Origin of the sequence: Arachnia propionica (assembly GCF_003859805.1) — a bacterium.
GTDB lineage: Bacteria > Actinomycetota > Actinomycetes > Propionibacteriales > Propionibacteriaceae > Arachnia > Arachnia propionica_C.
Genome location: NZ_RQZG01000009.1, coordinates 1 through 20,771, shown reverse-complemented (window position 1 = coordinate 20,771; position 20,771 = coordinate 1). Strand labels below are relative to the sequence as shown.

Below are 20,771 nucleotides of genomic sequence, written 5' to 3'. Positions count from 1 at the left end.
TGTCGGTCATAGGGTCAGTCGTAGGTTGTCCAAGGTCTCTGCGGACTCGATGGACAGCAGCCGGACCACCGGGCCTGCGACGTCCACCCGCTCGGACCAGATCGTCCCGTGGTAGTCCCGGACATCGACGATCAGCGTGTCGCTCGCGTCGATCTCCGTGATCCGGAACAGCCCGTCCTCGCTCGCCCGGCAGGTCGCCAGCGCCGCGCCGTAACCGTCGAACCAGGTCACGGCCTCGGCGGGGCTGCTGAACTCCAGGGCGATCGCCACCCCCGCCTTCCCCTCCGGGTTGCGGTAGGTGCCGGTCAGGGCGGCGGTCGGCACGGGCAACGGCGTCGGCTCCTCGAGGGTGCACCGCGGCACCGCCTCGGTGGAGATGAGCACCGGGTCCTGCCCGTGGACCCAGGAACCGTTGGGGTTGAACTCGCCCTCCGCCGGCTCCACGACGGTGCCCTCGAAACCCAGCCAGGTGCGCGGCAACGACTCCTCGGTCAGCGACCCCGCCGTCGTGGGATCCGGCTCCGACGACACGGCCACCTGCTCCGGCACCGAGGTGGTGGTGGCATCCGTGGGCGCGGGGGACTGCGACGGCGAGCCCGTGCACGCCGTCACCAGCAGCAGGACGACCCCTGCCAGACCTCGCCTCAGCATCGCTTCGTCGTCAGCTCGAAGTGATGGTAGTCCCGGTAGCAGTTGCCCCAGTGCCCGCCGTGCGCCCGGAACTGGCTCGGGAAGACGGTGCCGGGCATGTGCATGCCGGGGATGGAGGCGGAGCGCCCCGTCGAGTACCTCGACGACGGGTACCAGCGTCCCGCCGCGTAGTACGGGTTCTTCACCGTGTTGATGTCGATGGCGTAGCCGTAGCTGTGCGGGGACATCCGGTAGGGGTTGCCCACCACGGTGCGGCAGTTGAAGCCGGAGGTGTTGTCGTCGGCCATCATCAACTCGTCATTCGCTCCGTGATAGTTGGCGGCGGGCTGCATCTTCGTGATCGGGAACTCCTCCTGGAAGGCCGCGTCGAAGATGGCGATGGTGCGTTGCGCCAGATCGGAACGCACCACGATCTCGCCGCGAGCGATGGTGCCGTCAGGTCGCCAGTGGTTCATGTACACGCTCGACAGGGAGCCCGGGCCGACGGGACACCCCGGACGCCACGACGACCCGAGCTCCGAGGCCGGGGTCTGCACCACGACGGGGTCCAGCGCCGCCGTGACCACCTTCACCGCCACCGGGGCCGCGTCCCAGGCCTCCGGGTACTCGCCGACGGTGGCGGCGAACCGGAAGGTCGCGGCCCAGGGGCCGATCGGCGCGGTGACCCGGAAGTTGCCCTGCCCGTCGGCGGTGGTCCTCACCTGGGTGCGGAACCAGGGATCGTAGTCGGGGTTGTTCCACCAGACCTGGACGGGCACACCGGGGATGGTGCGACCCTCGAAGACGTAGCTGCCGCTGCCCGCACGGAAGTTCCCGCCCGCCATCTCGCCGGTGGTGCCGACCCGGAACTGCGACGGGGCCTGCACGACATCCACGGTGGTGACGTCGGCCCTGCCGTCGGGAGCGGGACCGGTGGTGGCGGTCCAGCGGTACTTCTTGGCCCACGGACCCACCTTGGAGACGATCCGGAAGTGGCCCGTCGCGTCGGCCCTGCCGCTGGCCCCTTCGCGCCAGCCGCCACCGTCGCCGACGGCGTCCCACCACAGCTGCACCGGGGCGTTCGCGGCGGTGCCGCCCTCGAAGATGTACCAGCCGGAGTTGACCGCGAAGGTGGTGCCGTGGTGGTGACCGGAGGTCCTCACCGCCAGCGACACGTAGGGTCCCACCACCTCGACGGTGACGTGGGAGGTGGCCGCCGTCGGCCGGTCCCCCGTGGTGGCGGCCATGCGGAAGGTGTTGGCCCACGGACCGATCGGGTGGATCAGGGTGAAGCGTCCCCGGGCATCGGCCGTCCCCCGGGTCAGGGGCAGCCACTCCTGGTTGACCGCGGGGTTGTTCCACCACACGACGACGGCGCTTCCGGCGGGGGCCAGCCCGGTGGCGACGTAGTTGCCGGAGGAACCGACGAGTCGACTGCCGAGGCGTTCGCCATCGGTGTCGACGGCCAGGGAGTCGTCGGTGCTGCGGACCCGGACCGTCACCACGGGGGATGCGGACCCGGCCGGTTCGGCACCGGAGGTGACGGTGAAACGGTAGGTGTTGCTCCACGGACCGACGGGGCCGCTCAGGGAGAAGTTCCCCGCCTCGTCGGTGTGGCCCTGGGCACTTCGACGCCACGTGGTGTCGTACGACGGGTTGTTCCACCAGATGACGACCTCGCCCGCGGACCTCAGCCGCCCGGTCCAGCGGTACCGGTGGTTCCCGGCCAGGATGAGATCACCGTCGACGGGACCCGTGGAGCCGACCTCCAGGCTGGTCATCGCGTCGGGGGTGGCCTCCTGGGGGGTGGTGTCGGTTCCCCCGGCCACGGTGGGGGAGGGGGACGTGGGCTCGACGGGAGGTGTCGTCGACCCCGTGGGTGACGGGGTCCCGGTGCCCGGCTCCACCGAGGGGCTCCCGGAGGGCTCCGGGTCCGACGGGGTGGGGCTGGCCGTCGGGGTCTGCGGCGTGGCGACCACCGGCGGCTGGGGCGGGGTCTCGTCCGCCCGCGCCGTCATGGTGGTCAGCAGCAGGGCAGGCCCGAGCAGCAGCGCCGCAGGTAGTCGCCATCTGGTCATCGTGTGGGGCCTCCTCGCTGGTCAGGGCATCCGATCAGTCGGTTCCGAAGTCCATCGCGGAGCGCAGGGCCGCTTCCTCAACTTCATCGGTGGTGTCCCCCGAGCCCAGCGCCGCAATCGTCGCTGCGCCACCGCGCTCGAGCTTACCGATGAGGTCAACATGGTCGGCGAGCAGGGTCCCCTGGGCCGCGTACAGCTCCAGCCGCTCGCGGGAGTCCGCGATGTCCAGGTTGCGCATGGTGAGCTGACCGATGCGGTCCGTCGGGCCGAAGGCGGCGTCCGCGACGCGTTCCATGGAGAGCTTCTCCGGCTGGTAGCTGAGGTTCGGGCCGCGCGTGTCGAGGATGGTGTAGTCGTCGCCGCGACGCAGCCTCAGGTCCACCTCGCCGGTGACGGCGGAGGCCACCCAGCGTTGGATCGACTCGCGCAGCATGAGGGACTGCGGGTCCAGCCAGCGGCCCTCGTAGAGCAGCCTGCCGAGCCGGAGCCCCTCGGAGCGGTAGTTGGCCAGGGTGTCCTCGTTGTGGATGGCCGACAGCAGGCGCTCGTAGGCGATCCACAGCAGCGCCATGCCCGGGGCCTCGTAGATGCCGCGCGACTTGGCCTCGATGATCCGGTTCTCGATCTGGTCGCTCATCCCCAGACCGTGCCTGCCACCGATGGCGTTGACCTCGAGCACCAGGTCGACGGCGGAGTCGAAGGTGCGGCCGTTGACGGCCACCGGCACACCCTGCTCGAAACGGATGGAGACGTCCTCGGTGTCGATGTCGACGCCGGGGTCCCAGTACTTGACCCCCATGATGGGCTCGACGGTCTCGAGGGAGACGTTCAGCTCCTCCAGGGTCTTCGCCTCGTGGGTGGCCCCCCAGATGTTGGCGTCGGTGGAGTAGGCCTTCTCCTTGGAGTCGCGGTAGGGCAGGCCGCGTTCGGTGAGCCAGGTGCTCATCTCCGCGCGGCCCCCCAGGAGGGAGACGAAGTCCTCGTCGAGCCACGGCTTGTAGATGCGCAGGGCAGGGTTCGCCAGCAGCCCGTACCGGTAGAACCGCTCGATGTCGTTGCCCTTGTAGGTGGAGCCGTCGCCCCAGATGAACACGTCGTCGGCGGCCATGGCGCGCACCAGCAGGGTGCCGGTGACGGCGCGTCCGATGGGGGTGGTGTTGAAGTAGGCCTTCCCGGCGGAGCGGATGTGGAAGGCGCCGCACGCCAGCGCGGACAGACCCTCGGCGACGAGCGCGTCCTTGCAGTCCACCAGCCGGGAGACCTCCGCCCCGTAGACCTCGGCGCGGCCCGGCACCGAGGCGATGTCCGGTTCGTCGTACTGGCCGATGTCGGCGGTGTAGGTGCAGGGGATCGCCCCGGTCTCACGCATCCAGGCGACGGCGACGGAGGTGTCGAGTCCACCGGAGAAGGCGATGCCGACGCGTTCGCCGACGGGGAGGGAAGTCAGTACCTTGGCCACGGGGCCACCCTACTGGAAGTCGTCCGATGGTTCCTGTCCCGGTTGCTCCTTGAGCGGCCACGAACCGCCGGGTTGCGTGTGCCGACCGCGGGTTGAGTCGTTCCAAGGGCAGGTGGGACGGCGGTTCGTGCCTGCTGGGACGGCGACGGGCGGGTCCGGTCGGACCCGCCCGTGGTCGGTGTCGGTGCGTCAGCCGCGGTTCACCGGTACACGAAGACCCGATCCCCCACCCGGACCTGGTCGTAGATCCTGGCGATGGCGGGTTCGTCGCGGACGTTGATGCACCCGGCGGACCCGGCGCCGATGTGACCGGTGGCGGCGAAGCCCGGCGAGTAGTGGACGGCCTGGCCGCCGTTGAAGAACATCGCGTACGGCATGTACACGTTGTAGATGCTCGAGGTGTGGTAGCGGGACTTCCACTTCACGGTGTGCATGCCCTCGCGGGTGTCCATCCCGGGCTTGCCGAAGCGGGCCTCCAACGACTCGAGGATCTGGCCGTTGACCACCCACCACAGCCGGTTGTCGTCCTTGGTGGCGCACATCACGCGGCCGGTCATGCAGCTCGGGTGCATCGGGCTGGTGCGGTGCACCGTGAACTCGTCGGTGTAGACCACCGAGCCGTCGGGGTAGCGCCCGGCGATGCGCCAACGCAGCGTCCCGGCGTGCTCGTTGCCGTAGCTGAGGTCCAGGGTGTAGTCACCGTCGCGGCTGGTGCTGTACTGCGCGGTGCGGGACCAGCCCTGACCGTCGGTGCGCCACACCTCACCCCAGTAGGTGATCGGCTGATCGGTGGGGAAGTTGCCGAAGGTGTGCATGGGGTAACGGGCGGGCAGCACGCGCGGCTTGCTGACCGTGGGGCGGGGACGGCGGACCACGGAGAACTCGTCGGTGTACTGGATGGTGCCGTCGGCGTGACGACCCGCGATCCGCCACCTCTGGGTGCCCTGCCGGTGGATGTCGAAGTTGATGTTGATGCTGTAGTCGCCGTCGCTGGCAGAGCGCACCGAGGCGCTGCGCGACCAGTCCTGCACGTCGGTGCGCCACACCTCGCCCCACACGGTGATGGGCTCGCTGGTCTGGAAGTTGCCCCACGTCCAGGCACCCTGACCGACGGTGAGGGTGCGCAGCCGGCTCACCGACGGCTTGCGGCGACGCAGCACCGAGGTCTCGTTGGTGTGGACCACACGGCCGTCGGGCAGCTGTGCGGCCACCCGCCAGGTCTGCGTGCCGTGGTGTTCCTTCGACCAGGTGAGCTGCACGGAGAAGGAGCCGTTGGCGGCGGTCGTGGTGGTGGCGGCGCGTGACCAGCGGTTGAGGCTGGGGATCCACACCTCGGGGGTGATGCTCAGCCGCTGCGCCACGTCGAAGGTGCCGCTCAGGGTGACGTCCTGGCCGGGTTCGGCCCCCTTCGGCTGCTGCGCGATGGCGGCGGCCCGCCTGATGGTGACCTCGGGGGTGCTGCGGAGGCTGCCGTCGATCAGACGTGCGGTCGCCCGCCAACGCTGCGTGCCGGCGATCGGGTTCCAGGTGAGGGCGACCTTCGCCTGGCCGGTCCGGTCGGTGCGCACGGAGGCGGTCCTCGACCACCGGTTCGCCCACGGCAGCCAGACCTCACCCCAGACCTCGACGCCGGGCTGGTTCTCACCGAAACGGGCCGTCAACTCGCCGTTCTCGCCCGCGAACAGCGGGGAGGGGCTGGTGTCCTTGAGCGAGTTCTCCAGCACGCCGGCGGGCTCCGCCTCGGCGGAGGCCTCGTCGGGGCTCGGCTGGGCCGAGGTCGGCTCGGCGGTGGGGGACCCGGACGGGGACTGCGTCGGGGTCGCCGTGCCCGGGGTCTCCGAGGAATCGGGGGTCGGCGACTCCTCGACCACGGGCCGGGTCGTCGGGTCGGTGGGGGACGGTTCGTCGGCGCGTGCGATGGAGCTGTCCGCGACCACCATGGTCATCGACAGGGCCACCGACGCGAGGCCGACCAGTGATCTGGTGAACCATCGGTGTGTCTTCTGCTGCATTCGGGTCTCCCGTGCCAAGTCTCCGCTTCAACTCTCCCTAGACTGCCATGGATTGGCCGAAATGCTGACATCGGGTTCACTTTCGGCGACCCCCGGTCTGACATGGGCGTCGCAGCCCGACGATGTGAACGTTGCCATCGCTCCGTGGTGCATCGGATACGCTCCAGGCGTGTGACACACCTGATGACGACCAGCGGGCTACGACGACACATCGCGCAGCTCTCCCGGGAACTGCCGCCCGACGAGGTGGTCGAGGTGTTCGTCGAGGCCACGAGGGCACGGGTGGCGGCGGGGCTCGCCCCGCAGGCCGAGCTGGGCGATGTGCTGCGACGACTCGCGGCATCGGCCGGGCGTGACGGGGAGGCAGCGGTCCAGGTCCTGCTGCGGGAGGTCCTGGGGCTGCCCGGGATCGGGGAGGCCTCGATCAACTTCTGGCGCCGACACCTCGACGACCTGCGCATTCTCGGCCGCGACGAGGTGGTGCGGGAGATGATCGCAGGGATCGTGCCGACGCAGTTCACCCCCGAGGAGTGGCTGGAGGTCCTCGAGGCCAGCGGGGTCGCCGACGACCTGCGTTCCGGCCGCATTGATGCCACGACATGGGTGACCCCGCTCCTGGAGCGGCTGTTCTCCCGTCCCCACGGCAGTCAGCACCGCTTCGCCGAGTTCCTCTCCGGGCTCGAGTTCCCGGGCCACCTCCGTCTCGTGGCGGACGCCTGGCACCTCGACCTCGACGTCCTCGACGCGCTCGCGGCCGCCCGGGCACCGTTCAGTTCCATGGGGCTGACCGGGCGGCACGCCGTCGCCGACTGGGCCGCCCGCGAACCCCGGCGCCCGCTGGACCACCTGGCGGCCTCGAACTGGCAGCAGGACTTCAGCGATGAGGAGATCGAGGACTGCTGGCCGGTCATCGTCGCCCACGACGGTGCCAGGCGGCTGCTCAGACGCTGGGCCGAGCCGCAGCTCCGGGAGAAGCCGCATCCGCGCGAGCTGTACTGGGAGCTGTCCCGGTTGCAGCCGCTCAGCACCCGGGCCGGTGGCGTCGTCGTCGGCGAGGAGGTGGGGCGGCTCGCGGACCACCTCGACGGCCCGGCGCTGCTCGTGAGGGCCCTGGCCCAGGGCATGCCGGGGGTCAGGTGCGTCGGGCAGGTCGGCCTCGAGGATGCGGCGCGGCTGCTGGAGCTCAGCCCCACCACGTCCTGGTTCCTGGAGGAGGACCAGCGGATCGACGCCTCACCCGAGGCCCTCGACGTCGCCGCGGCCGTCGTCGGACGGGAGCGGGCTGCCGATGCCGTCGAGATGGCGGCCCGGATCAACCGGCTGGTGGTCGATGGTCGCGCCCAGCTCGACGGACTGACGGGGTCGCCGGGCCTCGGGGTGGCGGTCCGCAGCGACCTCGCGGTCTGGGCGTTTCCGCCCCGTCACCCGACGGCCCGCCCCAACACCCGGGAGCGGGTGCTGGCGGCGGGGGAGGCCTTGGCCAGCGGGCGGCTCCCTGAACTCGACTGGTGGGAGCCCTCGCTCACCCTCGCCTCGGTCTGCCCTGAGGTGCTGCTGGCCGTCGCGGCGGGGCCGGGCCGGGACGTCGCCGAGATCCAGGGCGCGGCCGCCCTCGTCGAGGCCTGTCTCGACGCGGGGCTGCTGACATCGCGGGCCTGCGCCTGGACCTTCCCCAACGAGCCGCCCGTGGCCTGGAAGGGGGACCGTGTCGCCGGTGGGCTCTGCGTCGGCACCTGGCAGGTCGACGGTGAGGAGCAGGCCCTCGTGCTCGCCCGGGACGGGGAACGCCCTGACCGGGTGGCCGGGCGCCCCGTCGCCGAGTGGCGCCGGACGCGTGTCGACGATCCGCACCAGGTGGTGGCCGGGTTCCGGCGACTGCTCGCCGAGGGTCCGCCGTCGTGGCAGCCTTCACCGGTCGAGGAGCTGGCCACGGCGACGGGGCTGTCGCGTGAGGTCGCAGCCCTGATCCTGGCGGGCCGGGTCGATGGTGTGGTGCCCGAGGCGGTGCGCGACCTCCTCGGACTCACCGAGGAGGAGGCCAGCCGGGCCGTCGCCGAGGTCGCGGGGGTGGATCGGTTGCTGCTGATCGGGCTGCTCTCGGCAGGGGCGATCCCCGGCAACCCGGTGGTCGAGGGGCCGAACGTCGCGTCGATGATCGAGTTCTGGCAGTGGCATCACCGCTGATGCAGGCATGAGGGTGACAGTGACGCTTCCTGAGCGAACCTACCAACGGGTCAAGGAGATCGCCTGTGACGAGGGCGGATCGGTGTCGTCGGTGATCGCTGAGCTGACCGCGCGTGGCCTGGCCGACACTGCTCTCGGCGGCTGTCCCACCAGTCCGCGCACAGGACTGCCCGTCGTCAGCGTCGGCGCGTCATCACCATGGCAGAGGCTGCGGAACTGGCGGCGGAGGAATGACCCACCTCCTTGACGCGAGCACACTCATCGCTCTGGTGGTCCCCGAGCAGGGTCCCATTCACGTCAGCACGAATCGCCGTTCTGCTTGATTTTGGAACGTTTCACCGGGGGTCTCGAGCAAGTAGAACGGCGATTCGTGCCCATGGGGATGGGGTGGGGGTGTGCGTTGAGCGCACGTGATCGCCCGCCCTCTTGGTGAACGAGCGCTGCAAATGTGCGGAGCGTTGCTGTTGGCAGCGCTGCCACACCCAACGCTCCGCACATCTGCAGCGGAACTCAGCCCTGATGGACCTCCAGGACCAGCTTGCCGACGTTGTCGCCCGAGTCGAGGATCTCGTGGGCCCGGCGAACCTCCTCGAACGGGACCCGGGTCTCCGGGGCCGGACGGATGGAGCCGTCGGCGATCCTCGGCCACACCGTCTCCGACACGCGGGCACAGATCTCCGCCTTCTCCGTCACCGGACGGAACCTCAGCGACGTGGCGGTGATGGCGCCGTTCTTCTGCAGCAGCAGCCCCAGGTTCAAGGTGCCCTTCGTGCCTCCCTGCAGCCCGATCACCACCATGCGGCCCCGCCGGGCCATCGCCTTGACGTTCATCTCCAGGTACTTCGCACCCATGATGTCGAGGATCACATCCGCACCGCGACCTCCCGTCGCCTGTCTGACCCCCTCCACCCAGTCGCCGTGGTAGTCCAGTGCGGCGTCGGCCCCGTGGTCCAGGCAGTGCTTCACCTTCGACTCGCTGCCCGCCGTCGCGACGACCCGGGCCCCGATCGCCTTCGCGTACTGGATGGCGAAGGTCCCCACCCCGCCCGCGCCACCGTGGACCAGCAGGGTCTCCCCGGCCTTCAGGCCCGCGACGTCCATGTTGGACACGACGGTGGCCGCCACCTCCAGCAGCCCGGCCGCGGTGACCAGGTCCACCCCGGGGGGTGGCGGGCACAGCTGACCCTCGGGCACCACGAAGTACTCCGCGTAGCCGCCCCCGGCCAGGAGCGCGACCACCTCGTCGCCCGGTCCCCAACGCGTCACACCGTCGCCGACGGCCTCGACGACACCCGAGGCCTCCAGGCCGATGATGTCGGTGATCCCCTTCGGCGGCGGGTAGAAACCGCGACGCTGGAGGATGTCCGCGCGGTTGACCCCGGCGGCGACGGTACGCACCAGCACCTCACCGGGTTGTGGGGTCGGCGTGGCGACCTCCTTGATCTCGAGGGCTTCGATGTCCCCGGGCTCTTCGACGATGACAGCTCGCATGGTGGAAGTCTATGCACACCCCGAAACCCGCCGACACCGAGGTCAGCTGATCGGCCAGTCCAGATCTCGACGAGAGGTGAAGGTGCGTGGTGTGCCGTCGACGGGGTCGGTGAAGGACAGCTCGCGTGCCAGGAGCCGCAGCGGGGTGCTGAAGTCGTCGATGTCGACGTCGCGGACCTCCGGGTACAGCGGATCCCCCAGCAACGGCAGCCCCAGCTGGGTGAAGTGCACCCGGATCTGGTGGGTGCGGCCCGTGACCGGGCGCACGACGTAGCGGGCCCAGTCCCCCCGTACCTCCACCAGGTCGATGTGGGTCGTCGCGTTCGGTGGCAGGTCCAAGGTCTCGGCCTGCAGCACCCCGACCCGTTTCGTGAGGTGCGAGCGCACCACCCGGGGGAACTCCAGCCCCGGGCGGTACGGCGCGATGGCCTCGTAGACCTTCGTCACCTCACGACGGGCGAAGACGTCCTGGTAGACGCGGCGCCACTCACGCCCAGTGGTCATGAGCAACACCCCGGCGGTGCCCCGGTCCAGCCGGTGGGCGGCGGAGAGCTCCGACAGGCCCGTCGCCTCGCGGCCCTTGACGACGGCGCTCTGCAGCACGTGCCGACCGCGTGGGATGGTGGACAGGAAGTGGGGTTTGTCGAACACGACGATTCGGTCGTCGCGGTGCAGCACCTCCAGGGTGCCAGGCACCTCGGCCTCGGGTCGCAGCTCCCGGTGGAAGAAGATGAAGAAGTTGGGCCGGTACGGTTCGTCGCCTGCAATGGGACGACCGTGCTCGTCGACGAACTCGCCCCGGGCCAGCATCGGGTCGACGCTGTCGCGGCCGGGGCCGAGCCTGTCCAGCAGGAAGTCGCGCATCGTCGCCCACGGGGCCGGGGCCCCACGATCCCGGGTACGCACCCACGCGGCCTGGAGGCCGTGGCGGGGTGGGAGTGGGGAACGAGGAGGCATCCGATGCATTGTAAGATGAGCCAGGCGGGTGTTCCCGCACGGCGAGATCGCATAGTGGACTAGTGCAGCCGCCTTGAAAGCGGCCGAGGGAAACCTCCGTGGGTTCGAATCCCACTCTCGCCGCCGGACGATGAAAGGCGACCGGTGCGGACGTTCCACGGTCTCACGGCGCTGCTGGATGCCCACGACGAGCTGCCGGACCTCGGTTTCCTCCACACCGTGGCCAGCGATGACGTCGACTCCCTCGACGGCTTGGAAACCGCCACGTTCCTGATGTGGGAATCCGAGGAGGAAGAACTGTTCCTGGAGTCGAGCACGTGGCACCGTCCCTGGCTGGAGGCCCCGACGCTGGTCGATGTCATCAACTCCTTCTTGGAGCTCCACGAGACGGCCTCCCCACTGATGCATCTCCGGCGGTGCTCCACCACTGGGTCCACGACGACTTCATGGGGTGAGCAGCGCCTGCCCTCCTGCCCCCTGCACCGGTACGGCAACCGGAGTTGCCTGAAGGGTCTGGATCGGGGGGTAGGGGTCGGTCTGCGAATCCGGGTTCGAAGCGAGCCCACCCCGTGGCTGTGCGATGGACACCACCCGCGCGGAACGATCCGTCCGTGAGGCCTCGACGGTCTTCCTCAGGCCATCAGCGAGCCGACGATGCCCCTGCCTGGCAGCCTGTGCCGCAACCTGCAGCGCCACCGAGTAGAAGGCGTCATCATCCCCACTGGCATGACTGCGCACCAACGCCTTGACGGGTTCACCCGAACCAGCCACGCCATCGCCTCCTCCCCTGCTGACAGGACTCAGCCTGGTGACGAGGACCCACTTCTCTTCAGAAGCGCCCGCTGGGAACTGACCTCCTGAGCACTCCTGCCGGACGGTTCAGGGAACGGTCGGGGGCTCCCCGTCGTCGGCCGCCGACAGGTCGGGGCGTCGAAACAGGTTGACGGCAGCCGCCACCAGCCCACCCCACAGGGTCGCGATGGCGATGATCATCATGACGACGGCGGACATGGTCATGCGGACACCTCGTGCTCGTTGTCGGTCTCGTCGAACTCAATGGTGGCGCCGCGTCGCCACGGGAGCCGGGCCAGCACGACGGCGATCACCACCAGTGAAACGGCCATGCCCCAGCCGTGGACACCCAGCAGCCCCAACGGATAACCCCCGTAGGGTTCCTGGATCTTGGAGATGACATCGGCGATGAGGATGTACCCCAGTGCCACCGGGGCGAGACCCCCCACCGCGATCAGCCAGATCCGCCCCGTCGGGAAGCTGGAGAACCGGTCCAGGTGACGACGCAGGGTCGGCAGCTTGCCCACGACCCACGCCACCGTGACCACGCAGGCGAAGGCCCCGGCCAGGATGCCGAACTTGCTGACGAACTGGTCGGTGATGTCCAGGAAGTACACCCCGGTGGTGGTGGCCAGCAGGCAGATGGAGATGAGGGCCATCGGGATGCCCACCGCCATCGTCGCCTGCACCTTGGAGATGCCCATCTTGTCGCGCACCGCCGCGACGATCACCTCGACGATGCTGAGCAGCGACGTGATCCCCGCCACCGTCAACGACCCGAAGAACAACACCCCCATGAGGGCCCCCAGCGGGGCCTGGGAGATGATCGTCGGGAAGGCGACGAAGGCGAGGGTGAGACCGTCCTCCGCGACCTCACCGACCCCCTTGCCCGCCTGAGCGGCCATGAAACCGAGCGCGGCGAACACCCCGATGCCGGCCAGCAGCTCGAAGCCGGAGTTGGCGAAACCGACCACCAGACCGGAGCCGGTGAGATCGGTGCGGCGCTTCAGGTACGAGGCGTAGGTGACCATGATCCCGAAGCCCACCGACAGGGAGAAGAACACCTGGCTGGCAGCGGCCGCCCACACCCCGGGGTCCCCGAGCGCGGCCCAGTTCGGGGTGAACAGGGCATCCAGCCCCGCACCGGCACCCGGCAGGAACAGGGCCTGCCCCACCAGGAAGAGGAACATCACCACCAGCAGCGGCATGAACACCAGGTTGGCCAGGGCGAGTCCCTTGTTGACGCCGAGGGCGATGGTGCCGAGCGTGACCGCCCACACCAGCAGCATCGGGACCAGCAACGACGGCACGAGGTCGAAACCGACCCCTGGCGCATCCGCCCGGTGCAGGAAGTCGTTGACCAGGAAGGTGCCCGGGTCGTCGCCCCAGGCCTTGGTGACGCTGAACAGGGTGTACATGCCGGCCCAGGCGACGATCGCGGCGTAGTAGATCGCGATCATGAAGCAGACCATCACCTGCCACCAGCCGAGCGTCTCGGTCCATCGACCCAGGCGACGCAGCGCCAGCGGGGCCGAGCCACGGTACCGGTGTCCGATGGCGTAGTCGAAGAACAGCAGTGGGATGCCGATCGCCAGCAGCGCCACCAGGTACGGCAGGATGAACGCCCCGCCCCCGTTCTCGAACGCGACGTAGGGGAACCGCCAGATGTTGCCGAGCCCCACCGCCGAGCCGATGGCGGCCAGGATGAAGAAGTTGCGGGAGTTGAAGATCTCCTGCTTCGGTCTGCCCATGGTGCTCCCCTCAGAATTTCTTGGGGCAGGCTAGCCGCTCCGGGACGACCCCGCGGGTGACGTCCCGCGTGGTGAGAACGCCGGTCGGGTCCGGATGTCCGGTCCGGCCGTCAGACCTCGACGTCGGGGGCACCCTCGAAATCGGTCATCGCGACCTCGCCCTCCTCGGTGATGCCCTCCCGTTTCAGCACCACGGCGACGGTGTCCCGGATGATCCGGGCGTCCAGGGCCAACGAACGGTGATCCACGTAGTGGACGTCCCAGGCCAGCCGCTCGCCCCACGGCATCGCGTTGCGCCCCTTGACCTGGGCCAGGCCCGTGATCCCCGGCCGCACCTCGTGGCGGCGGGCCTGCCGGTTCGTGTACAGCGGCAGGTACTCCGGCAACAGCGGTCGCGGCCCGACCACCGACATGTCACCCCTCAGCACGTTGAACAGCTCCGGCAGCTCGTCCAGGCTGGTGGAACGCAGTTTCGCACCGAACGGGGTGATGCGGTCGGCGTCGCTCACCAGGTCCGGCGTCGGGTCCTTCATGGTGCGGAACTTGTACATCCGGAAGATCCGTCCGCCACGCCCTGGACGTTCCTGGGTGAACAGCACCGGCGATCCCAGGTTCAGCCGCACCAGGAGGGCCACCACCAGCAGCACCGGGAACAGCAGCACCAGCGCGAGTCCCGCCAGGACGATGTCGATGAGGCGTTTCAGCAGGTCGTAGGGGCGGCCCCTCATCGCCCGATCACCTTCCGGATCGAGGCGTGGACCCTGGCGACCTGGTCATCGCGCAGGGCCGATCCGCTCGGCAGGGAGAGGCCCTGGGCGAACAGCCGGTCCGAGTTGCCGTTGACGTAGGCGTCGAGGTGCTGGAACACCGGCTGGGCATGCATCGGCTTCCACAACGGCCTGGCCTCGATGTCGTCGGCGGCCAGGGCCTGGATCAGGTCGTCGCGGGAGAACCCGGCCCGTTCGGGATCGATGACCACGGAGGTGAGCCAGAAGTTGTCGTGGTCGGCGCCGGACCCGATCGGGTGCTCGGACCCGTCGGGCTGCCCGAAGAACGTCACCCCCGCGACACCGTCGAACAGCTCCCGATACCCCAGCCGGTGCTGACGACGACGCTCCAGCATCTCCGGCAGCCGCGCCAGCTGGGCCCGCCCCAGCGCGGCCAGCAGGTTGGACATGCGGTAGTTGTAGCCGATGTCGGTGTGCTCGTAGTGCAGCACCGGCTGCCGGGCCTGGGTGGCCAGGTAACGCACCCGGGCCGCCTGGTCGCCGTCGTCGGTGAGCAGGGCCCCACCACCCGAGGTGGTCATCACCTTGTTGCCGTTGAAGCTCACTGCCGCGATGTCCCCGAAGGCCGCCGCCGGGCGCCCGCCCCGCACCGCACCCAGCGACTCCGCGGCGTCGCTCAGCACCGCCAGACCGAACTCGTCGGCGATCTGACGCAGCCCGTCGTGGTCGACGATGTGTCCCAGCAGGTCCACCGGCACCAGACCCACCACGCGACGCCCCCGGTCCAGCTGCTCCCTGACGGCCCGGCGGGTCAACTCCACGTCGATGTCACCCTCCGGGGTGCTGTCCACCAGCACCGGGGTCGCCCCCGTGTAGCAGATGGCATTCGTGGTGGCGGCGAAGGTCATCGACGCGGTCACCACCACGTCGCCCGGTCCCCATCCGAGCACCAGACCGGCCAGGTGGAGGGCCGCCGTCCCGGAGCTCAGCACGACGGCGTGCTCGCGGCCGCAGTAGGTGGCCAGCTCCGCCTCGAAGGCATCCACCTCCGGCCCCAGCGGCGCGATCCAACCACCCGCGAAGGCACGCGACAGTGCCTCCTGCTCAGCGGCGGTCATGTCGGGCGAGGAGAGGAAGATGCGTTCGGTCATGAAGGACACGATATCGTCGCCCACCGGCAGGAAGCCCGTCAGGACGAGCTCAGCACCCGTGCGACCTCCTCGGCCGCGCGGCCCTCACCGTAGGGGAAGGTCGGGTCGACCGGTGGGGCCGGACGGGTCGCGGCGGTGGCCAGCCCGGTCAGGTCCGGGTCCAGCACGTTCCAGCCATTCGCGACGGTCTCCACCCACTCGGTCTCGGTCCGGATGGTGGTGCAGACGGTCCCGAGCAGGAAGGCCTCCTTCTGCAGCCCGCCGGAGTCGGTGACCACCCCGTCGGCCCCCATGACGGCGGCCACCATGTCCGGGTAGGCCAGCGGGTCGATGACCCTCAGGTTCCCGCGCTCGATCCGCACCCCGTCGGCCTCGCAGCGGGCCTTGAGACGAGGGTGGACCGGCAGGTGCACCGGTACCTCCAGCGCCCCCAGGGCGTCGAGGATGGCGCTCAGCCGCGCTGGGTCGTCGGTGTTCTCCGCCCGGTGGACGGTGGCCAGCACGTAGCGCTCGTCCGCCGGGATTCCCGGGGCGGTTCGTCCACTGGCCCGCACCGAGTCCCGCACCAGCAGGCACACGTCGGTCATGACGTCACCGACCAGCACCGAGCGCTCGGCAAGCCCCTCGTCGGCCAGGTGCTGCATCGCCACCTTCGTCGGGGCCAGGCACAGATCCGCCGCGTGGTCGGTCATCACCCGGTTGTGCTCCTCCGGCATCCGACGGTTGAACGACCTGAGCCCGGCCTCCAGGTGCGCGACCCGCAGGTGCAGCTTCACCGCCGACAGGGTGCCCGCGATGGTGGAGTTGGTGTCGCCGTAGACCAGCACCCAGTCCGGCTCCAGGTCCATCAGCACCGGGTCGAGGGCCTCCAGCATCCGCCCCGTCATCACACCGTGGGTGCCGCCGCCGACGCCGAGGTGGAGATCCGGGTCCGGGATGCCGAGCTCCACGAAGAACGACTCCGACATGTTGACGTCGTAGTGCTGCCCGGTGTGGATGATCCGGTGATCCACGCCGGCGGCCTGGAACGCCTTGGCCACAGGGGCGAGCTTGACGAACTGGGGACGGGCTCCGACGATGCTGACGACGCGCAAGGTGACCTCTCAAAGGGGTGGGATGCGGTCAGCCTATCGCAGCAGGTGCAAGGATGTACCCATGACCGAGGTGCTACCGACAACCCGGCCAGTCAGGCGTGGCGGGGAGTTCTTCATCGCTCTGGCCGCCTTCGCAGTGGTGTTCCAGGTGCCTGGCAACACCCTGCTGTCGCTGCTGCTGCCACCGCTGGCCCTGCTGTGGGGTGGCATCCGGGTCGGTCGTTCCTCCCCCGGTGGCTGGAGCGTGTCCGCGTGGTTGGCGCTCTCACTGCTGCCCGCCTTCATCGCGGGCGTGGCCTACGACCAGTTCGGCTCCCGCAGCTACTTCATCGTGACGCTGGCCGCCACACTGACCGCCCTCGCGGTGTTTCGTGGCCAGGACCCGGTGAAGGGGGCGTACGCACTGATCAAGGGGGTGTTCTGGGCACTGGTGGCGATGGCGGTGATCGGGGTGCTCGAGGTCCTCACCGGGTTCAAGCTGCTCTACATCCGCTACCCCGACGCGGCCGTGACGTCCTGGGTGCAGGACTACGAGTGGTTCACCACGGCGATGTACCCCAACTACAACGACTTCTCCGTCGCCCTGGTGATCCTCGGGCTCTTCCTCACCGCGCGGGCCTTCCTGGGGCGCACCGGGGCCGCGACGAAGGTGCTGTGCCTGGGGACGGTGTTCGTCCTCGCGGTGTGGGTGCTGGCGATGGGGTCACGTGGTGCGCTGCTCGGCATGGTCGCCGGGGTGGGCCTGCTGGTGCTGTTCAGCCAGCGGATGCGGGACCGCACCTCCATCCCGCCGTGGCTGCTCACCCTCGCCGGTTGCGTCGTGCTGGCCGGGGTGCTGGTGGTCGCCATGAGCAGCTACGTGCAGGACGAGGACACCTCCGCGCGGGGCGAGATCCTGCTGCGGATCTGGGCGTTCATCAGCCGGGAGCCGGTGCGGGCGCTGATCGGGTTCGGTTCCCCCGATCACCTGCAGAACCTCTCCGACCACCTCACCGACGGGGCACTGATCAACCCGCACAACCTGCTCGCGGAGAACCTGCTCTGGGGTGGGGTCCCGGCGCTCGTCGGCTACCTGCTGGTGTGGGGTGTGGTCCTCGTGGCGGCGCTGCGGAACCGGATCCCGACCAACTGGTCGGCGCTCGCCGCCGTCACCGTGACCCTGGTGATGCCGGTGCTGGGGGTGACCCCCAGCGTCATCCTGCACTACCTGTACCCGCAGTACCTGCTCATCGCCTCACTGGTCCTGCTCAGGACGACTGGCGACGGCTCCTCCGCTGCGCCCTGAGGTCCAGCAGCACGGCGGCCGCCACCCACGTCAGCCCGGCCAGCCCGACGGTGATCACCACACGCGGCAGCTTGCCGGACTGCACCGCGGCCAGCTTCGGGTCCGCGACCACGGACTGCCGGTAGGTGAAGCGCAACGCCTCCTGGCTGGTGGCGTGCTGCTCGTTCAGCACCTCGGTGAAGGCGACGGCGTAGTCGTTGGCCAGTGCGGCGGCGGAGGCCGCATCACCCGCCGTCGCGTTGAACTGCAGCCCCAGCCCGGCGGAACGCACCTTCACCATCGACTTCAGCTGTGTGGGCTGGATCTCGGGGTGTTTCGCGATGACCCGCGAGGCCACGTCGAAACTGTTCTCGGCCACCAGCAGGTCGGAGGCGACCATCGGGGCCAGCATCGCGCCCTGCTGCGTCGCGTCCGCCTCGGTGCTGGCCGTCGGGATCTTCGCGACCACGGCGGAACGTGCCTCCCAGCTGGAGGGGGCGGTCAGCGTCCACACGGCTCCGGCCACCAGCACCAGCACGGCCGGGATCAGGGCCGACAGGAACTGCTGGAACAGCCGCTTGACGTAGGTGGTGAGGTCCAGGATGGGGGTTTCTTCGTGTGCCGTCACGGTGACATGCTAACCGGTGTGTGTCGCAGCGTAGAGTTTGATGCCATGACTCGCGCCGTTTTCCATCATCCGTTGCCCCTGGACCGCGATGCCGCATCCGGCAGTGGCCTTCGCCCCATCAGGATGCTGGAGGCGCTGGAGGAGCAGGCCGAGGTGTGGACCGTCACGGGGGACTCCCGGCAGCGCGCCCGGGACATCCGCAGGATCACCGAGGCGATGAAGGACGGGGTCCGGTTCGACCTGGTCTACGCGGAGGCCGCCACCCTTCCCACCCCGCTCACCGACGACGACCGCATCCCCCGCGCCCCGTTCCTCGACCCGGTGTTCCTGCGTGCCTGCCGTCGTCACGGTGTGCCGGTCGGATTGTTCTACCGGGACGTCTACTGGCGGTTCCCCGGATTCGCGGAGAAGCAGTCGAGGCTGCGTCGTCTGGCCGCGAAGGCCGCCTTCCACTACGACCTCGCCTGGTACCGGGGCGTCGTCGACGTGCTGTACCTGCCCAGCCTGCCGATGCTGGAGCACGTGCCGATCAGCCGCAGCGTGACGGCCAAGGCGCTGCCACCCGGCACGGTGCTGCGTGAGGAGGCCACCCCGGCCGCCGATGGTCCGCTGGAGGTGCTCTACGTCGGTGGGGTCAGCGAGATGTACGACATCCGTCGCTTCGTCGAGGCCCTCGCCCAGGTGGACGGTCTGCACCTGACGGTGTGCACGCGTGCCGAGGAGTGGGAGGCCGTCCGCGACGAGTACGAGCCCCTGATCGGCGCCAACACCGATGTCGTGCACCTGTCCGGTGAGGCCCTGACCGAGCGCATGCGCCGCACCCACATCTCGACGGTGTGCGTGCAGCCCAACCTGTACCGCTCCTTCGCCGCCCCGGTGAAGCTGTTCGACGGCGTGGGCATGGGCATCCCGGTGGTCGCCTCCAACGGCACCCACGCGGCGAACCTCGTCGAGGAGTTCGATCTCGGGTGGCGGGTGGACCACACCACCTCGGCGATGCGGGAGTTGTTCACCCGTCTGGTGGGGGACCGGGCAGCCGTGGACGAGGCCCGACGGCGGGTGTTCGCCTCACGGGGGGAGCACACCTGGCAGGCCCGGGCGGCGCAGGTGATCCGCGACCTGTCAGGGCTGCGTCACCGCTGAGCCAGCTCCACCAGGGCGTCGACGAAGGCGCGCTGGTTGCGTTCCTCATTCCAGTGGGCCGTCACCTCGTCGCGGAACCCCTGCCGCCAGGCCGGGTCGGCGCTGCGTCCCAGCCCACCCTGGATCGCCTCGGCCCACTGGCTGGGGGTGCCGTCGGGCTCCAGGAGGATCCCACCGGGTGGGGCGACCAGCTCGTCGGTGGAGCCGACGGCGGTGGCGGCGACGGGGATGGCCCGCTCCATCGCCTCCATCAGCGACACCGGCACCCCCTCGGAGCTGGAGACGTTGACGATGAAGTTCCAGGGTCGGGATCGGTAGACCTCGGCCAGGGCTTCGCGGTCCAGCTGTCCGAGCCACTCGACCTCCACCCCCAGGTCGAGCGCCAGCCGGTGGGTCTCGGCCTCCAGTGGACCACTGCCCGCATGGCACCACACGATGCGGCTGCCGGGGCAGCGCGCGGCCAGTTCCTTGACGGTGTGCACCAGCTGGGGCACCCGTTTCACCGGGGTGAAGGTGGACACCGACAGCAGGTGGATCACGTTCGGGTCCTCGGGGGTAGGGGCGGTGTGCTCCCCGATCGGGACGCCCAGCCGGAAGGTGCGGGAATTGCCGGGAAGCGCACCGAACAGGTCGCGGGCCAGGGTGAGTCCGCCGTCGCTGATGGGGGCCAGCAGGTCGATGCGGGGGGCCATCCAGCGACGGAACGGCAGCCGGCCGTCGGGGGAGATCGGTTCCTGGATGTCGTAGCGGTGGGCGCGGCTGACGACGGCACGGACATTCCCCGTCGCCCTGGCCTGGAGGGCACCGAGGGTCTGGTGGTCGAACCAGTAGGAGTAGGCGACGTCGATGGTCCCGTGGTCGCGGGCCAGCGACTCCAGTGCGGCGCGGGTCAGCTCGGCGGCGGCGGCGGGCACCAGGGTGCGCCACCAGGCCTTCGGGTGGAGGTGACCGGTGCCGACGGTGGCGAGCAGCTCACGCCAGGTGCCGCCCCGGAAGGCCTGCACGGCGAGTGCCTTGCGCCACTGGGTGCGACGCAGCCGGTCCAGTCGGCCGTCGACACGGATGCCGTCGGGCACCTCACGCTGCCAGTCGGTGCTCTCCCACGGCATGATCGTCAGGTCCACGTCGTCACGGACCCAGTGCGGCAGCTCAGGGGTGATGAACTCCTCACCGGGACCCCACGGGTACTTCGCGGTCAGCAGGACGATGCGTCGACGGATCATGCGGCCATGATACGAGGCCCGGTGCCCCCGCAGGATGAGGTGGGCCCTCACGAGGGCCGATGCGGTAGCGTTGGGCGGTCAGGAACTTCGGCGAAGGGGCTGTGATGCGTGTTCTGCATCTGATCAACGGGTTGGGCACCGGTGGTGCGGAGATGTTGGTGGTGGATCTTGCGGTTGCGATGCGGG

18 protein-coding genes and 1 tRNA gene are annotated in these 20,771 nt (G+C 69.7%); 6 read left to right on the top strand and 13 right to left on the bottom strand.

From position 1 onward, the window contains the following. Window positions 1-6 precede the first annotated feature (6 nt). The 4 genes from EII34_RS08975 to EII34_RS08960 all read right to left on the bottom strand — a co-directional run bounded on the left by EII34_RS08975 (window position 7) and on the right by EII34_RS08960 (window position 6,179). On the bottom strand, window positions 7-651 hold the full coding sequence (locus tag EII34_RS08975; RefSeq protein WP_124844820.1) for a hypothetical protein: 645 nt from the start codon (window positions 649-651) through the stop codon (window positions 7-9). Further along, window positions 645-2,708, bottom strand: a complete 2,064-nt coding sequence (locus tag EII34_RS08970) for a M15 family metallopeptidase (RefSeq protein ID WP_124844819.1) — start codon at window positions 2,706-2,708, stop codon at window positions 645-647. Before EII34_RS08970 ends, EII34_RS08975 begins: the two co-directional genes overlap by 7 nt. Window positions 2,709-2,742: 34 nt before the next feature. After that, window positions 2,743-4,167, bottom strand: coding sequence for an argininosuccinate synthase (gene argG, locus EII34_RS08965; protein ID WP_124844818.1), 1,425 nt, complete (start codon window positions 4,165-4,167; stop codon window positions 2,743-2,745). Window positions 4,168-4,367: 200 nt separating this feature from the next. Further along, window positions 4,368-6,179, bottom strand: a complete 1,812-nt coding sequence (locus EII34_RS08960) for a L,D-transpeptidase (RefSeq protein ID WP_124844817.1) — start codon at window positions 6,177-6,179, stop codon at window positions 4,368-4,370. A gap of 171 nt (window positions 6,180-6,350) precedes the next feature. Between EII34_RS08960 and EII34_RS08955 the strand changes: the two genes are divergently transcribed. Continuing rightward, entirely contained in the window at window positions 6,351-8,363 is a 2,013-nt protein-coding gene (locus EII34_RS08955) for a hypothetical protein (protein ID WP_124844816.1), read from the top strand. Between the two features lie 7 nt (window positions 8,364-8,370). Continuing rightward, window positions 8,371-8,610, top strand: coding sequence for a ribbon-helix-helix domain-containing protein (locus tag EII34_RS08950; protein ID WP_124844815.1), 240 nt, complete (start codon window positions 8,371-8,373; stop codon window positions 8,608-8,610). Between the two features lie 263 nt (window positions 8,611-8,873). Here EII34_RS08950 and EII34_RS08945 read toward each other — a convergent pair whose 3' ends face one another. Next, window positions 8,874-9,854 (bottom strand): NAD(P)H-quinone oxidoreductase, encoded by a 981-nt coding sequence (locus EII34_RS08945; protein ID WP_124844814.1) that lies wholly within the window; start codon window positions 9,852-9,854, stop codon window positions 8,874-8,876. 42 nt (window positions 9,855-9,896) lie between these two features. Continuing rightward, on the bottom strand, window positions 9,897-10,718 hold the full coding sequence (locus tag EII34_RS08940; protein WP_124844904.1) for a pseudouridine synthase: 822 nt from the start codon (window positions 10,716-10,718) through the stop codon (window positions 9,897-9,899). 133 nt (window positions 10,719-10,851) lie between these two features. Between EII34_RS08940 and EII34_RS08935 the strand changes: the two genes are divergently transcribed. Beyond that, window positions 10,852-10,934: transfer RNA gene (locus EII34_RS08935), tRNA-Ser, on the top strand. 21 nt (window positions 10,935-10,955) lie between these two features. Next, complete coding sequence (locus EII34_RS15960; protein ID WP_185711257.1) at window positions 10,956-11,426, top strand: hypothetical protein; 471 nt, start codon at window positions 10,956-10,958, stop codon at window positions 11,424-11,426. Between the two features lie 264 nt (window positions 11,427-11,690). Here EII34_RS15960 and EII34_RS08925 read toward each other — a convergent pair whose 3' ends face one another. The 5 genes from EII34_RS08925 to wecB all read right to left on the bottom strand — a co-directional run bounded on the left by EII34_RS08925 (window position 11,691) and on the right by wecB (window position 16,327). Further along, window positions 11,691-11,828, bottom strand: coding sequence for a methionine/alanine import family NSS transporter small subunit (locus EII34_RS08925; protein WP_124844813.1), 138 nt, complete (start codon window positions 11,826-11,828; stop codon window positions 11,691-11,693). Beyond that, a complete protein-coding gene (locus EII34_RS08920; RefSeq protein WP_124844812.1) occupies window positions 11,825-13,354 on the bottom strand; it encodes a sodium-dependent transporter in 1,530 nt (509 codons plus the stop codon). Before EII34_RS08920 ends, EII34_RS08925 begins: the two co-directional genes overlap by 4 nt. 110 nt (window positions 13,355-13,464) lie before the next feature. Then, complete coding sequence (locus EII34_RS08915; protein WP_124844811.1) at window positions 13,465-14,082, bottom strand: sugar transferase; 618 nt, start codon at window positions 14,080-14,082, stop codon at window positions 13,465-13,467. Then, window positions 14,079-15,233 (bottom strand): DegT/DnrJ/EryC1/StrS family aminotransferase, encoded by a 1,155-nt coding sequence (locus EII34_RS08910; protein ID WP_124844810.1) that lies wholly within the window; start codon window positions 15,231-15,233, stop codon window positions 14,079-14,081. Before EII34_RS08910 ends, EII34_RS08915 begins: the two co-directional genes overlap by 4 nt. Window positions 15,234-15,271: 38 nt before the next feature. Continuing rightward, entirely contained in the window at window positions 15,272-16,327 is a 1,056-nt protein-coding gene (gene wecB / locus EII34_RS08905; RefSeq protein ID WP_124844809.1) for a non-hydrolyzing UDP-N-acetylglucosamine 2-epimerase, read from the bottom strand. Between the two features lie 61 nt (window positions 16,328-16,388). On the opposite strand from wecB, the gene EII34_RS08900 reads away from it, so the two are divergent. Beyond that, window positions 16,389-17,612 (top strand): O-antigen ligase family protein, encoded by a 1,224-nt coding sequence (locus tag EII34_RS08900; RefSeq protein WP_185711256.1) that lies wholly within the window; start codon window positions 16,389-16,391, stop codon window positions 17,610-17,612. Here the strand turns inward: EII34_RS08900 and EII34_RS08895 are convergent. Further along, window positions 17,575-18,219 carry a hypothetical protein gene (locus tag EII34_RS08895; protein ID WP_124844807.1) on the bottom strand — a complete coding sequence of 215 codons (645 nt, stop codon included), beginning with the start codon at window positions 18,217-18,219 and terminating at the stop codon, window positions 17,575-17,577. The genes EII34_RS08900 and EII34_RS08895 overlap by 38 nt on opposite strands. 45 nt (window positions 18,220-18,264) lie before the next feature. Here EII34_RS08895 and EII34_RS08890 point away from each other — a divergent pair, with 45 nt between their 5' ends. After that, complete coding sequence (locus EII34_RS08890) at window positions 18,265-19,362, top strand: glycosyltransferase family protein (RefSeq protein ID WP_124844806.1); 1,098 nt, start codon at window positions 18,265-18,267, stop codon at window positions 19,360-19,362. On the opposite strand, the gene EII34_RS08885 is transcribed toward EII34_RS08890, so the two are convergent. Beyond that, entirely contained in the window at window positions 19,353-20,585 is a 1,233-nt protein-coding gene (locus EII34_RS08885) for a glycosyltransferase (protein ID WP_124844805.1), read from the bottom strand. The genes EII34_RS08890 and EII34_RS08885 overlap by 10 nt on opposite strands. Between the last annotated feature and the right edge of the window lie 186 nt (window positions 20,586-20,771).